The sequence below is a fragment of the Dendronalium phyllosphericum CENA369 genome (genome assembly GCF_016056275.1).
GTDB classification, from domain to species: Bacteria; Cyanobacteriota; Cyanobacteriia; order Cyanobacteriales; family Nostocaceae; genus Dendronalium; species Dendronalium phyllosphericum.
Window position 1 is genome coordinate 1 of sequence record NZ_JAECZA010000229.1, and the last position, 13,920, is coordinate 13,920.

Genomic DNA, 13,920 nt, shown 5'->3' on the forward strand with positions numbered 1-13,920 from the left:
AAATAATAGATTACTACAAACTCCGTTTTCAAATCGAATTTAACTTCCGTGATGCCAAGCAATTTTGGGGTTTAGAGGATTTTATGAATTTGAGCCAGACTGCTGTGACTAATGCGGCTAATCTTGCCTTCTTCATGGTTAATTTATCCCATCATCTTTTGGCTGATTTCCGTAAACATAATCCTGATTCTGGCATTATTGACCTGAAAGCTTACTACCGTGGTTTTCGATATGTCCGTGAAATGTTAAAAATACTTCCTCAAAAGCCTGAGCCTATTTTATTAGCCCAAATTTTTGCCAAGCTCACTTCTTTGGGACGTATTCATCCCCTTTCCACAGGCGTTGAAGCCTCGTAAATTGGCTAAGGTATTGATTTAAACAAGAGCTTGTAGCTAGCCCAAAAGCCTCTATTTAGCTGCATATTGCGGACATCACGGTTCAAACAAGATTATGCAACCATTTCAGCAAGTTTGCGTCACAGGGATATCCTGCCCCTATTAATTGGCAGACTTTAGAGGTATAAAAATCTTGGAGATCCATTAGACATATTTCGCAGATTAATACAACTCTTGCCTTCGGAATATGACTAAAGTCACGTTTAAAAATAGTCAGAAACAATCTCCGTAAAGCCTCGTCATTACACACATCACAGACATAATGGAAGCCCACCTATGACTCGTCTTCATCAATGGAAATCTGGTACTGCTGCTCTGATGACAATGGCAATTGCCACAAGTGCCGTTATCCCTATGATTGCAGTAGCTCCTGCTAACGCACAATACAACATCGGGCAATCAAGAACAGTTACCATTCCTTCTGGAGTGAATTTTCCCGTCAAAATTAAAGATGACAAAGTTACTGTTAAACCTGGTGATACTAAATCTTTGACGCTGAGAATAGCTAATGACATTATCGACAGCAATAGAAATATCTTGATTCCCAGAAACACTGAAGTTGTCGGACAGCTAGAACCTGTAAACTTGGGTAGTTATTCCAGAGATAGAGATTACGGACAAGGTGTGCGGTTCGTAGCGCGAGAATTAGTATTTTCTAACGGTCAACGTCAGTCAATCAATGCAACTTCTCAAACCTTTAGTACAACTGAAAGAGTTTCGCAAGGCCCCAGTTCTAGTCGGGTTTTAACTGATGCAGCTATTGGTGCGGGTGCTGGTCTTTTAGGTTCGCTAGTGACAGGCGATCGCAAAATCAATGATATCAAACCGATTATCGGTGCGGCAGCTGGTGCTGGTGCAAGTATAGTGTTACGGAAAACAGAAGGAGATGCTTTCGTCCTTCGCAACCAAGATTTGAGGCTGACTCTGAACTCTAACTTAGTGCTATACCGTTACTAAGTTGCACTCAACTTTAGTTGTGACTTTAATCATCTCCCAATAGCGATCGCCACTTTAACTGAGGTGTGCGATCGCTTCATTTTTCAGCAACTATTTTATTTATGTCTCGTCTAAATTAATGTCCATATTTATTTGGATTTAGTTGGTTGCAAGTAGTATTTTATAGGTATTAAGTAATAGTCTTTTATTCTATTGCTTAATACCTATTTTCTTAGATTAAAATAGATAGAAAATTACTCTATAAAAAACAAAGACTAGGAACTTTAGATTTCATTAGATGTCTAATTAATTAACAGAAGAAACAATAAAAATACTGGAGTAAAAATTAATGTTTACTTTAAATCGTTGGCAATCTGCAACATCTGCTCTCATGGCTTTGAGCGTTACAACAGGGACTTTAGCACCCTTTATTGCAGCTTCGCCATCTTTAGCTCAAACGACTTTTTCTGATGTTTCATCTAACTACTGGGCAGCACAATTTATTCAAGAATTATCACAGCGGGGTGTAATCGCTGGATTTCCTGATGGTAGCTTCCGTCCAGAAGAAGCTGTGACACGCGCTCAATTTGCAGCGATGGTTAACAAAGCTTTCCAAAAAGCCCAGCAACGGCAGCCAATCAGTTTTATCGATGTGCCAAGCAATTATTGGGCATCTAGTGCTATTCAGCAAGCTTACACTATTGGTTTCCTATCAGGGTATCCTGGGAATCGTTTTGAGCCTAATCAAGCTATTCCCCGCCAGCAAGTTTTAGTTTCCCTTGCCAATGGTCTGGAATATTCTACCAATGCTAATGTCGAAAGCACTCTGCAATACTTCAACGATGCCAATAACATCGCTGACTACGCTCGTAGTCCGATCGCGGTGGCAACAGAGAAGAAAATTGTAGTGAACTATCCTAATGTGAAGTTCTTGAATCCAACTGCAACTGCTACACGCGCCCAGGTGGCAGCTTTTATCTACCAAGCATTGGTGAGTTCTAATCAAGCTTCAGCAATTAATTCGCCCTATATCGTCGCTCTTGGAACCACTACACCAACACCGATATCTGTAACAATTCCTCAAGGCACTGCCATACCTGTGAAGTACGATCAAGCTAAAAAAATTCTGGTGACTAAGGATGAAACTGCGCCTTTGACACTGACCGTATCGCAGAATGTGGTTACGCAAGATGGATCTGTGGTGATTCCTGCGGGTAGTCAGGTTGTCGGTCAACTCAAACCTGCTACAGGTGGTTCTCAATTCGTTGCCCAGAAACTGGTTTTGCCTACAGGTCAAGAGTATCAGCTTAATGCTACTTCTGAAGTGATTACCAAAACAGAAACTGTCAAGAAGGGCATTAGTACTGGTGCAATCATTAAAGATACTGTTCTAGGTGCAGGAGCCGCGGCTGCGGTATCCGCAGTTACAGGCGATCGCGCTATTGCCACAGAAGAAGTCTTAGGCGGTGCTGGTATCGGTGCTTTAATTGGTTTGTTCTTCGGCAAAAAGAGTGTTGACTTAGTTGCAATTAACCCAGACACAGATTTACAGATGACTATCAATCAAAATTTGCTAGTTTCACTTAGATAGTCAGTTGTCAGTTGTTAGTTGTCAGTTGCTACTAACCACTGACTATTGACTATTGACAAATTGGCAACCAAATTATAAACGTAGTTCCCGGTGCATCGGGTGAAGTAAGTTTAGAGTCAATAGCAGGGCTGAAAACCTCAATTTCGCCCTGCATTTGCTCGATTAACTGTTTAGCGATCGCTAATCCCAAACCCGTACCTGGAATTGCTGTTTGTGCCTGTACGCCTCGGTAATGGCGTTCTCCTAAATGTTCTAAATCTTGTGGGGGAATGCCAGGCCCGCTATCACTAATGGCAATTCCTTGAAGATTAGCTTTTTGTTGCCCCGCTTGAATGAAAATTTTTCCGCCTGCGGGAGTATATTTTAAGGCATTGTCTACAATATTGCTCAATACTTCTTGTAAGGCTTTAATATTAGCGCTGACTTGCGGTAAGTTTCGGGGAATTTCTGCTTTTAGTTGGAGATTTCGCTCTTGGGCTATTGCTTTAGCTGAGGCTAACAATGGTACTAATAAATCGGCTATGGCGCAATCAGCTGCTTTATCTCCCGTTCCCGGTAACAAAAGTGCTGGTTTGGCTTCTTTTTGTACTGTTGCTTCTACAAATACTTCATTTTCGGGTAGTGTTAGTGGCGCGACATCTGCCTCCCAATCAATGACTTTCTCAAATTGTTGTAGTAACTCTTGGAGGCGATCGCTTTCCCTAACGATATTATCTCCCACATCGCGGTTAGGATCGCCCGGTCGCAATCGCTTTAATAACAGCTTGCCGAAAGTCCGCAATGCCGTTAAGGGGTTACGAAACTGGTGTAGTAAGTTATCTAGCAAATCTCGCTGCTGTTCTTGCAAAATTTGTTGTTGATGCAGCTGATGTTGCAACCACGCTCGCTGCCGATCCAAAATACAAGCGATCGCCAGCGTTTGACCTATTCTTTGAATTTCACTTTGCTCTTGTTGGTTCCAAGCCCTGTCTTCCCGACCTGTTACCAATAATCCCATCATCATACCCTCATGGATTAGAGGTAAGACCATTTGGTGTCTGCTAAACAAATTTTCTTCTTTAAAATTGGGCTGTTCGCTATCTGGTGTTTCTGCCTCCCCTGAAGCTGTGGGAGATTCTGAACCTGCTGTCAATAATTTTCCCTGTTGCTGGGGCAATACCAAAACATTCCCAATTTGCAGTTGCTTACCTGCTGTTGTCTCAGTAATCTCTTGGGTTGGCTGTAATACTGCGGTTTCTGGGTAAACCACTACAGGAATCAGTTTTGCCTCACCTGAGGAAGCCTCTACCAATTCTTGAGTTAGGTAAACAACACTTAAAGTTGCTCCCAGCCCTTGGGTTAGCAATGCTATTTGCTCTCGGCATAGCGCCACAAAATCCGAACTGGCAGACATTAACATTTTTCAGCTCTTGCTCAGGATCGCTAACTTTGAAGGAAGATAAAAGAAGAAGCTAAATTTTGCCTCATTTAATAAAGCTTAACTAAAATCTTCTCAGTCATGGTTTGTACCAGGGGATTATATCCTCCACCACTGCCGATTTATCTATATTCAAATATATTATTTTTCTTGTATTAAAAGTTAAGAAACTATTGATCTTTAGAACTAGAACCTATATAATTACGACGGATTTTGTAGCTATCACTACAATATATAGCTTGAAAGAGGAGGACAATAGGTTGGCAAGAAGACGGAAACGGAAAAGTCGTCGTCGCCAAGAAGGACGGCGAATTCTAGAGCATGTGCCTCAATATAGCATCGAAAGCGGCGAAGAAAAACCTGTAACAGCAGCAAGAAAATTTATTCAAGCTGAAAACATCGCGCCGCCAGCGTTGCTACTAGTAAAACGAAACGAACATACTACAGATCGTTATTTCTGGGCAGAAAAGGGTCTGTTTGGTGCTCAATACGTAGAAGAAAACCATTTCTTGTTTCCCAGCCTGCGGACATTAGAAGCTCCTGTAGGTTCTGAACCTGTAGCTGTGGCTAGTCGTTAAATCATAAATGGTTATCTAATAGCTTGAGTGTGGCTTCTGACAATCATTTAACTGGCAAAGTTTCTCAGTTTCTGCAAGATTTGTGTTTTTTTAAGTTTCTAACTAATTTGCCAGTAAAGCTAGTCCAAGTAGTTGGACAATCAACTTTGCTCAAACCATATTAGTTTGGATGAGTTGATTTTTAGTCAAATGATGCATAAGGGAGTTAAGAGAGCCAAACGCATCCAAAAGCGAGAGTTGAGTTGCGCTCTTACCTAGAGGATTGATCGATTAAGTAAGCCTATCAAAAATATGGCTTTATCCCTACGACATTTCGCCGTAAGGAAACCAACATCACCCCAGTGGTCTTTCCTCTTCCCTAATGTTTATTCACTGAAAGAATTTGCCAGAAGTCTGCATCTCACACTAAAAGATGGACATAGAAGCTAACAGTTACTCACCAAGTTTTAACTGTAGTGCCCTTTGTAACTCAATAATTTCATCTCGATGGGCGATTACAGTCATTTTACTTGAGGAGGTTTGTTGATTTGGAGTTGTTTCCAATTGCAGCGACACCTTCTCAAGTCTTCCAGCTTTTTTCCAATAAAAAATACCACTTAAGGGTGATAGCAGGACTATTCCTAGGAAGAGACTACTGACGCTAGGAAAAAGCAGCGATAACACCAGTGATAGACAAGCAAGACCAGCAGTGGCCAGCAGTGTCAAAAAGACGGCTAAAAACCAGCTTGGTTGAACAAACCCTTCAAAAGTCACTTGGTTTTGTTCTTTGTTTACCGCTGCCACTTGATAAGACCGAGAGTAGAAATACTCCTTAATTTTCGGCATTAAAGTAGCTTCTGCTTGCTCGGATACCAGTTGAGCTGTTTCTGTACGGTCTTTGGTCGAGGCACGAATAAAGAAAATCAGCCCAATGGCTAACAATAAAGTTAACAGCAGTGTGGATGGCAGAATAGCAGTATCCATAACTAATCGCATCTGTTGATTGTTGACTGTTACAGTTAACAGTCAACGACTACTACAAGTCACTAGTTTACCAATATCAATTATTCGTTAGTTTGTCCTCCGATTGATATAGTCGTCCCAAAGTTGAGCCAAATCCTGCGCTTGACCTTCCCATTCTGGAGAAACTTGGTACATCCGCCTAGGCCGTCCTCGCCCTTCGAGTTTTTTCCAATACCCATTAATTGCTCTTTGGTCTTCGAGAAATTTGATCGCACTATAAAGAACGGTATCCGAAAGCCGATAAGTTGGGTATTCAGTTTCTAATTGTTGGATTAACTCAGTGCCGTAGGATTCACCTTGTAGCAAAATGTACATTATATAACATACTGCTAGTTCCTGACAGAGGTAAGTTGGCGGAGGATTCTCAAAGAATTGATATATATCCTCAAGTTTCATAGTTAGTGAATGGTTAAAAAAATGCCTGAAGGTAGAATCTACAATCCTTGTAGTCAGTATATAGTAATACTCAAAAGAGTAAGTATATATCGCTACTGAGGCAGAATTTCCAAAGTGTAAACATTAAGCAACGACCCACACTACTAAAATCGTGGGAATTACTCATGCAGATTTCAGGAGCGTAGGAATGTAAAATCCTACGCTCCTACCAAACTCTAGGCGGTGTGTTGAGGAGCAATTGAGACAGCGGCTTTGCCTCTGCCTTGGTGTTTAGCGATGCCGAGTTGGTTAAAACTGCTGAAACATAAGATGCCATCGAAGAAATTTTACAGGTAAAATGCTTTTTTGTCTGTAAAGTTAGTCAACACTTTCTTTTTCAGTAGTTATGCTATGGAAAGCAGGGGGAGATGAGGGAGCAGGGGGAGTAGGGGAAGAAAAATTACAACTGACAACTGATAACTAACTCAGCACTATTCTGGTAAATGTGATAGTAAATTTAGCAAGCGCCTAGCACATTGGTGAACGGTATGTCGCAAATTCCTGACGCTCCATCTTCTTCATCTAATCTTCGGGCAATTGCCCAAACATTTCGTCTTATAGGTTGGATTAGCTTTTGGATTCAGTTAGCGCTAGGTGTAGTTTCTGGCGTGATTTTACTGGCAAACAGCTTGTTTGGGCGCAATGCTAGTAATCTTGGTAATAATGCCGGAACTGGATTTGGCATCTTGTTAGAAGTTGGCGGACTTGGTGCGTTGGGTACAGGCATTTATTTGGCTTACCGTTACACGAGATTTGGCAACCAGCTACAATCCTCCAATCCTAGCAACCGTCCTCGAAAAAGTGAGACTGTACAAGTATTGCGCTTGGGACTGTGGGTAAATCTAGCGGGAATACTGTTGACTCTTTTGGGAGCACAAGCAATAGTAGGTAGTTTTACACTCAGGGCATTATCTCAGGGTCAATTTATCTTTTCTCCACAAGCTAATCAAGCAATCATCAGTGGTCTAGATATGTTTGTGGTGTTGGCAAACATCCAGACTCTACAAGCCCACTTCGCAGGGCTTGTAGCAACGCTTTGGCTCCTTAATCGGATTAATAAGCCTTAATGCGCGATCGCTGATGCTTTCCTGATGGCAGTGAGTTATGCTATAAGCCAAACTTTGCCCTCAACTGAGACTGAATTTTTTCAATCAACGTTGTTTTTACAGTCACAGCAAGCCAAAATTACTATATGCTGCTGATTGTGTTAACTGTATTCACAAAAAGATCCTAGGCTGGAGACTGAGAAAAGTTTGTGCTGGATATCAAGCAAATACGGGAAAATCCGCAATTAGTTAAAGAACGGTTAAATAGTCGTAATGGTAAATACGACATCGAACCGATATTACAGCTAGATCGCCAACAACGGGAACTAGAGGTGACGCGGAGTCAACTTCAAGCCCGTAGTAACGAAATCGGGAAAATCGTCGGGCAAAAAATTAAATCTGGTGTCGCTCCTCAAGACCCAGAAATTAAAGCTTTGCGAGACGAAGGCAACTCCATCAAAGTTAAGTTAAGCGAACTAGAACCGCAAGAGAAAAATTTCAAAGCTGAAATAGAGCAATTGCTGCTAGCACTTCCTAACTTACCAAGCGACTCTACACCTCTTGGTAAGGGTGAGGAAGAAAATATAGAAGTGCGCCGCTGGGGTGAAGAATACATACCCCAAAACTCGCATATTCTCCCCCACTGGGAAATTGCCGAAAAGCTGGGTATTCTTAATGTTGAGCGAGCTGTGAAAGTTGCTCAAAGTCGCTTTGTGACTCTGATAGGTGCTGGTGCGGCGCTGGAAAGAGCATTAATTCAATTTATGCTGACTCTCCAGACTCAAGCTGGATATGTAGAAATCAGTCCGCCATTTTTAGTAAATACTAATTCTTTGACGGCGACTGGTCAGCTACCCAAGTTTGCGGAAGAAAGCTTTAAATGTGCTGATGATGACTTATGGTTGATTCCGACAGCTGAAGTTCCAGTTACTAATCTTTACCGTGGAGAAATTCTAGCGGCTGAAGATTTGCCTATCTACCACTGTGCTTACACTCCTTGTTTTCGTCGGGAAGCAGGAAGTTATGGGCGCGATATGCGGGGGTTAATTCGTCTGCATCAATTCAATAAGGTAGAACTGGTGAAATTTGTTAATCCCAATACTTCTTTTGACGAATTAGAAAAGTTGACAGAGAATGCAGCAGCTGTTTTACAAGCACTGCAATTGCCTTACCGTGTCATCAATTTATGCACTGGGGATTTGGGATTTTCTGCTACGAAAACCTATGATTTAGAAGTTTGGCTACCTTCGTCTGGGAAATATCGAGAAATTTCCAGTTGTTCTAATTGTATTGATTTCCAAGCGCGACGGGCTGATATTCGCTTTAAAGAGGCGGGGAAGAAAGGTACTCAATTCGTACATACCCTTAATGGTTCTGGTTTGGCGGTGGGACGAACAATAGCAGCAATTTTGGAGAATTATCAACAACCCGATGGAACAGTACGGATACCCGAAGCGTTGCAACCTTACTTAGGGCGTGAGCTATTGTAGTCAGTTGTCAGTTGTCAGTGGTCAGTTGTCAGTTGCAAAGAGTGCTGAGTGCTGAGTGCTGAGTTCAGTATTCTCCTGTGCTCCCCTGCTCCCTCATCTCCCCCTGCTCTCCCTACCTTCAATAGTCATTTTTGGGTTGGTCGAATACTAGTTTGTGGCACATCTTAAAATAGAAAGAAGTATATAGCTTAATATCTTCACTAATTTACTCTATGTCAGTTTTAGCAGCGATCGCAGTCTTGGCTGTTTTAATCTTGGTACACGAGTTGGGACACTTTGTTGCAGCACGTTCTCAAGGTATTCACGTTAACCGCTTTTCTTTGGGGTTTGGCCCTATTCTTTGGAAGTACCAAGGATCGGAAACCGAATATGCTATCCGCGCCTTTCCTTTGGGTGGCTTTGTGGGTTTTCCTGACGACGACCCAGATAGCGATATTCCACCCAATGACCCGAATCTGCTGCGTAACCGTCCAATTTTAGACCGGGCGATCGTCATCAGTGCTGGAGTAATAGCAAATTTAATATTTGCCTATTTGGTACTAGTACTACAATTGGGTATCGTTGGTATTCCAGAGAATAACTACCTACCGGGTGCGATCGTCAGGCCTGTTAACGAACAATCTGTTGCCTATCAAGCTGGTATTAGGGAAGGAGACATCATTCTGGCCGTTAACGGTCAACAACTTGCTGCTTCGGAAAAATCGATAGCCTTACTAACCAAAGAAATTCAAACTCACCCCAGTCAGCAAATTGAACTGAAAATTCAGCGTAACAACGAACAACTATCATTGCCGATAACACCAAAAACAGGAACTGACAACAAAGGTGTGATAGGTGTTGAACTAGGGCCAAATGGTACGGCTTTTTATCGTCGCCCCCACAATCCTCTAGAAATTTTTAGTATTGCTGCTAACAGATTCCAACAGTTATTTGTTGGTACTGTTAAAGGTTTTGGGCTATTGATTACTAACTTTCAACAGACTGTTGGACAAGTTTCCGGCCCTGTTAATATTGTCAAAATAGGCGCACAATTAGCTGCAAACAATAGTGCTAACTTGTTATCTTTTGCAGCAGTTATTAGCATTAACTTGGCAATCATTAATATTTTGCCTATACCTGCTTTAGATGGCGGACAACTCGCTTTTCTGCTGATTGAAGCTTTGCGTGGTAAGCCATTGCCTACCCGCATTCAAGAAGGTGTAATGCAAACTGGTTTAATGCTACTGTTAGGACTGGGAATTTTTCTGATTGTTAAAGAAACTACTCAGTTAACTAGCCAGTTGGAATGGGTACAAAAATTGTTTCAGTGAGTATCACTCGTAAATCGCGATCTAAGAAGCAACGGGCACTAGAAATTCTAGTTCGCCTGAAGCATCTTTATCCAGATGCGACTTGTTCTTTGAACTACTCAACACCAGTACAACTGCTAGTGGCAACTATTCTCTCTGCCCAGTGTACGGATGAGCGAGTGAATAAAGTAACGCCAGGGTTATTTAGTCGGTTTCCTGATGCAGCTAGTTTAGCCAACGCTGACTTAGTAGAGTTAGAAAACTTGGTACGTTCCACAGGGTTTTATCGCAACAAGGCGAAGAATATTCAAGCATCATGTCGGATGATTGTGTCGGAATTTGACTCTGTTGTACCCAACAAAATGGAGCAATTATTGCGGCTTCCAGGTGTAGCACGCAAGACGGCAAATGTAGTTTTAGCTCATGCTTATGGGATTAATGCTGGAGTGACTGTAGATACTCACGTAAATCGCCTCAGTCAGCGTTTGGGTTTAACCGAACATTCAGATTCCATCCGCATTGAAAAAGATTTAATGGGGTTGCTACCTCAAGCAGATTGGGAAAATTGGTCAATTCGGCTTATCTATCACGGTCGTGCTGTTTGTAAAGCCCGTTCTCCAGCTTGTGAAATTTGTCAACTTGCCGATTTATGCCCTACTAGTAACAAACCAGTGCTAATAGTACGACAACAAGAACCCTAGAATTGATAGGGACACTGTAGAATGGAAAATGCTGTCTTTAAGTGAATTACATCAAGACATAGATATATGGCCAAGAAGAGCATGATCGAGCGCGAGAAAAAACGCTCTAAATTAGTAGAAAAGTACGCCGAAAAGCGGGAAGCATTGTTAGAAGAGTTCAGAACCACAGAATCTCCCTTAGACAAACTGGAAATTCATCGGCAAATTCAACAATTACCGCGTAATAGCGCACCCAACCGTCGCCGTAACCGCTGCTGGGTGACTGGTCGCCCTAGAGGTGTTTACCGCGACTTTGGGCTATCTCGGAACGTACTGCGGGAATGGGCTCATGAAGGTCTTTTACCGGGCGTGGTTAAGTCTAGTTGGTAGTAGAGACGCAATTAATTGCGCCTGTACAATAGTCAGTGGTCAGTAGTTATTAGTAGTGATAACAACTGACAACTGACAAAATTATTGACCGCAACATTTATCAATTCCCAGACTCTCTAAGAGTAGATCGCTGACGGCGTTAGCGATCGCAAACTCTCCATAAAAGCTTTTGGAAAAATCAAACGCCTGCATCTCTGTAACAATGGCAATCACTAGAGAACCTAAGTCGTTTTCTCCTTCCATACGTTGCCTAACAAAAATTTGTGCTGCGCGTTGGGCAATCTTGTGATTGACTACTTCTGGGATGAATTCTGTATCCAGCCACCGCAATAGACGCTCTTGCAACCATTCGCCTTCAAGGTGGGGATTTTCTGATGGTGGTAGGGTGATGGGTGGAATTGCTTGAGTCATTTTTTTAAATGCAAGAAAAATTAAGGAAATTGCAGGGTCACGCAGAGGATGACTGCTAGCATCTAAATTGCGTGATGGTATTTTTTTATCTATGCAATATGATATCGCTGCTATTATTCAAGGCTATGCTCAAGGCTATTTTCTCATGGCTGATGACAGCGATCGCTTGGGATGGTATCAAAGCCGCGATCGCACTTTGATACCCTTAGACGAACGATTTCGCTACCCTAAGTCGTTACAGCGTGTTCTCAACCAAGAGCGTTTTACAGTGGCAATTAATCGTGACTTTCAGGCTGTAGTTGCTGGCTGTTCTAACCGCGAAACAACTTGGATTTCACCAGAATTAGAAGAAATTTACTGGCTACTTTACCAGAAGGGTTACGCTTATAGTTTTGAAACTTGGCAGGGTGACGAACTCGCTGGGGGAATTTTAGGGATTGTCATTGGCGGTGCTTTCATTGGCGAGTCGATGTTTTACCGCATTACCGAAGGTTCAAAAGTGGCGATGGTAAAGTTGGTAGAAAGATTGCACCAAAGGCAATTTGTAATTTTTGATGCCCAAATGATGAATCCGCACTTAGAAAGATTTGGGGCTTATCGCGTTGAAGATGAAGAATATCAAGCTTTACTTAAACAAGCGTTACAACGGCACTGTTCCCTTGCATAAAGGAAATAACTTAACACTGTATTTAAATCGCTCAATTTTCTCATCAGGTACGATAGAGTTAGCTTATAGAGGTCTGTAGATATGGCTTCAGTATCCCATCAACAAGCAGGAGTTGTTCGCACAGAGCGTGGACTTGTAATTGCAGGTACTCGCATCACTTTGTACCAATTCATAGACTATATCCATAGTGGGTATCCACTTCAGCTTATTCGGCAGTATTTTCCTCAGATTACAGATGAACAATTTGAGGCAGCTATATCTTATATCGAAGCAAACCGCACTGAAATCGAAGCGGAATATCAAATAGTTGTAAAAAAGAACGAAGAAGTCCGTCAATATTGGGAAGCTCGCAACAGCGAACACTTTGCCCAAATTGCAGCAATGTCTTCTAAACCTAGTAAAGAAGCTATCCGCTCGAAGCTGGCAGCTTGGAAAGCCAAGATTGAATCTAGCGCAAGCGAGTGATTTTTCTAATCGATCATAACATCGAAGGGCAAGCAGCATGGCTTTGGGAAACAATCTTTGCTGAAGGCTGGTTAGATTGGGTAACTCTTGGCTTCATTACTTTTGAAGAAGTTGCACTGCCTATTGACAGTAGCGATCGCTTTGTTTGGCGTTTTGCTCAAGAAAACAAAATGATTATTTTGACTGCTAATCGGAGTATGGAAGGCGAGGACTCTTTAGAGAAAACAATCCGAGATGAAAATAACATCAATTCTCTTCCAGTCATTACAATCGCAAAGGTAGATAGGATGGTTGAGCGCAGCTACCGAGAAAAATGTGCTGTCCGTCTAATTGAGATTCTGATTGATATTGAGAACTCAATGGGTGTGGGGCGTATCTTCATTCCTTAAGATGTTAATTTTTGAGCGATCGCAGTTCTCAAATTAGCAAATTAAATATATACCTAACCCCAAACCTTACTGAGCTTTAATTCAAACCCAGGAAGTAAATCTTCACCTGAAAGTAAACTCGGTGCTGGCAAAATCTCAGTTGGTTGTCCTATGCGGTAAATTTCTACTTGTCTTTGTTTGTGGTCAATCAACCATCCAAGCTGAATACCGTTACTCATATATTCTTGCATCTTAGCTTGCAAGGTTGCTAAATCATCGCTACTGGAACGCAATTCCACAACAAAATCAGGTGCAATTGGTGAGAACTCGTAGCGTTGCTGTTCTTCGGTGAGGCTGTTCCAGCGTTCTTTGATTATCCATGCAGCATCCGGCGATCGCACTGCGCCATTAGGCAGAGTGAAGCCTGTAGAAGAATCAAAGACTTCAAGGGGCGACAAGCGAGTTAAAGAGCTTGCTGTATAAGCTTCATAGCCCTTAAACCTCGCTGATAATATGCTTGCTTATTGCGACTGAAACCGACCAGTTCCTCGACCCATGCTTGACACTCATGCCAAGCGACTATCCAATTTTGACCATATAAACCTATCCAGAAATTACTATGACGTTTCTCATTTCTATTTTTTTCTTGACTACGACAAATATAGGAATCAAGTTTTTGAAATTTAGTCCTTTGTCCATGTAACCAAGCACTGGTCATAGCTAAAGCAATTAAAAATATTATTCGTACAAGTCTATCAGG

At 42.0% G+C, this 13,920-nt stretch carries 15 protein-coding genes and 3 pseudogenes; 12 read left to right on the forward strand and 6 right to left on the reverse strand.

Annotation, left to right across the window (positions count from 1 at the left end):
• From I8752_RS25925 to I8752_RS25935, 3 genes and pseudogenes are all read left to right on the forward strand, one after another.
• Positions 1-356 (forward strand): annotated as a pseudogene (locus I8752_RS25925) (IS4 family transposase); the annotation flags it as partial.
• Between the two features lie 315 nt (positions 357-671).
• On the forward strand, positions 672-1,352 hold the full coding sequence (locus tag I8752_RS25930; RefSeq protein WP_214435108.1) for a conjugal transfer protein TrbI: 681 nt from the start codon (positions 672-674) through the stop codon (positions 1,350-1,352).
• Positions 1,353-1,680: 328 nt separating this feature from the next.
• Entirely contained in the window at positions 1,681-2,922 is a 1,242-nt protein-coding gene (locus I8752_RS25935) for an S-layer homology domain-containing protein (protein WP_214435109.1), read from the forward strand.
• A gap of 49 nt (positions 2,923-2,971) precedes the next feature.
• On the opposite strand, the gene I8752_RS25940 is transcribed toward I8752_RS25935, so the two are convergent.
• Positions 2,972-4,321 carry a sensor histidine kinase gene (locus I8752_RS25940; RefSeq protein WP_214435110.1) on the reverse strand — a complete coding sequence of 450 codons (1,350 nt, stop codon included), beginning with the start codon at positions 4,319-4,321 and terminating at the stop codon, positions 2,972-2,974.
• A gap of 278 nt (positions 4,322-4,599) precedes the next feature.
• On the opposite strand from I8752_RS25940, the gene I8752_RS25945 reads away from it, so the two are divergent.
• Positions 4,600-4,917 carry a DUF3155 domain-containing protein gene (locus I8752_RS25945; protein ID WP_214435111.1) on the forward strand — a complete coding sequence of 106 codons (318 nt, stop codon included), beginning with the start codon at positions 4,600-4,602 and terminating at the stop codon, positions 4,915-4,917.
• A gap of 432 nt (positions 4,918-5,349) precedes the next feature.
• Here the strand turns inward: I8752_RS25945 and I8752_RS25950 are convergent, their stop codons facing one another.
• Complete coding sequence (locus tag I8752_RS25950) at positions 5,350-5,880, reverse strand: cofactor assembly of complex C subunit B (RefSeq protein ID WP_214435112.1); 531 nt, start codon at positions 5,878-5,880, stop codon at positions 5,350-5,352.
• Positions 5,881-5,967: 87 nt separating this feature from the next.
• A complete protein-coding gene (locus I8752_RS25955) occupies positions 5,968-6,315 on the reverse strand; it encodes a PadR family transcriptional regulator (protein WP_214435113.1) in 348 nt (115 codons plus the stop codon).
• A gap of 527 nt (positions 6,316-6,842) precedes the next feature.
• On the opposite strand from I8752_RS25955, the gene I8752_RS25960 reads away from it, so the two are divergent.
• From I8752_RS25960 to rpsN, 5 genes are all read left to right on the forward strand, one after another.
• A complete protein-coding gene (locus tag I8752_RS25960; protein ID WP_214435114.1) occupies positions 6,843-7,421 on the forward strand; it encodes a DUF3611 family protein in 579 nt (192 codons plus the stop codon).
• A 188-nt stretch (positions 7,422-7,609) separates the two neighbouring features.
• Entirely contained in the window at positions 7,610-8,890 is a 1,281-nt protein-coding gene (serS, locus tag I8752_RS25965) for a serine--tRNA ligase (RefSeq protein WP_214435115.1), read from the forward strand.
• Positions 8,891-9,102: 212 nt separating this feature from the next.
• The gene (gene rseP / locus I8752_RS25970; RefSeq protein WP_214435116.1) at positions 9,103-10,200 is read left to right on the forward strand and encodes an RIP metalloprotease RseP; all 1,098 of its coding nucleotides are present in this window, start codon (positions 9,103-9,105) and stop codon (positions 10,198-10,200) included.
• Positions 10,176-10,880, forward strand: coding sequence for an endonuclease III (gene nth / locus I8752_RS25975; protein ID WP_214435117.1), 705 nt, complete (start codon positions 10,176-10,178; stop codon positions 10,878-10,880). The genes rseP and nth overlap by 25 nt, the downstream gene beginning before the upstream one ends.
• 66 nt (positions 10,881-10,946) lie before the next feature.
• On the forward strand, positions 10,947-11,249 hold the full coding sequence (rpsN, locus tag I8752_RS25980) for a 30S ribosomal protein S14 (RefSeq protein WP_214435118.1): 303 nt from the start codon (positions 10,947-10,949) through the stop codon (positions 11,247-11,249).
• A gap of 81 nt (positions 11,250-11,330) precedes the next feature.
• Here rpsN and I8752_RS25985 read toward each other — a convergent pair whose 3' ends face one another.
• Positions 11,331-11,660 carry a hypothetical protein gene (locus tag I8752_RS25985; RefSeq protein ID WP_214435119.1) on the reverse strand — a complete coding sequence of 110 codons (330 nt, stop codon included), beginning with the start codon at positions 11,658-11,660 and terminating at the stop codon, positions 11,331-11,333.
• 91 nt (positions 11,661-11,751) lie between these two features.
• Between I8752_RS25985 and aat the strand changes: the two genes are divergently transcribed.
• The 3 genes from aat to I8752_RS26000 all read left to right on the forward strand — a co-directional run bounded on the left by aat (position 11,752) and on the right by I8752_RS26000 (position 13,181).
• Complete coding sequence (aat, locus tag I8752_RS25990; RefSeq protein ID WP_214435120.1) at positions 11,752-12,327, forward strand: leucyl/phenylalanyl-tRNA--protein transferase; 576 nt, start codon at positions 11,752-11,754, stop codon at positions 12,325-12,327.
• 81 nt (positions 12,328-12,408) lie between these two features.
• Entirely contained in the window at positions 12,409-12,792 is a 384-nt protein-coding gene (locus I8752_RS25995) for a DUF433 domain-containing protein (protein WP_214435121.1), read from the forward strand.
• The gene (locus tag I8752_RS26000; RefSeq protein ID WP_214435122.1) at positions 12,789-13,181 is read left to right on the forward strand and encodes an ACP S-malonyltransferase; all 393 of its coding nucleotides are present in this window, start codon (positions 12,789-12,791) and stop codon (positions 13,179-13,181) included. The genes I8752_RS25995 and I8752_RS26000 overlap by 4 nt, the downstream gene beginning before the upstream one ends.
• 53 nt (positions 13,182-13,234) lie before the next feature.
• Here I8752_RS26000 and I8752_RS26005 read toward each other — a convergent pair.
• A pseudogene (locus I8752_RS26005) lies at positions 13,235-13,600 on the reverse strand (Uma2 family endonuclease); the annotation flags it as partial.
• A 23-nt stretch (positions 13,601-13,623) separates the two neighbouring features.
• Positions 13,624-13,920 (reverse strand): annotated as a pseudogene (locus I8752_RS26010) (IS4 family transposase); the annotation flags it as partial.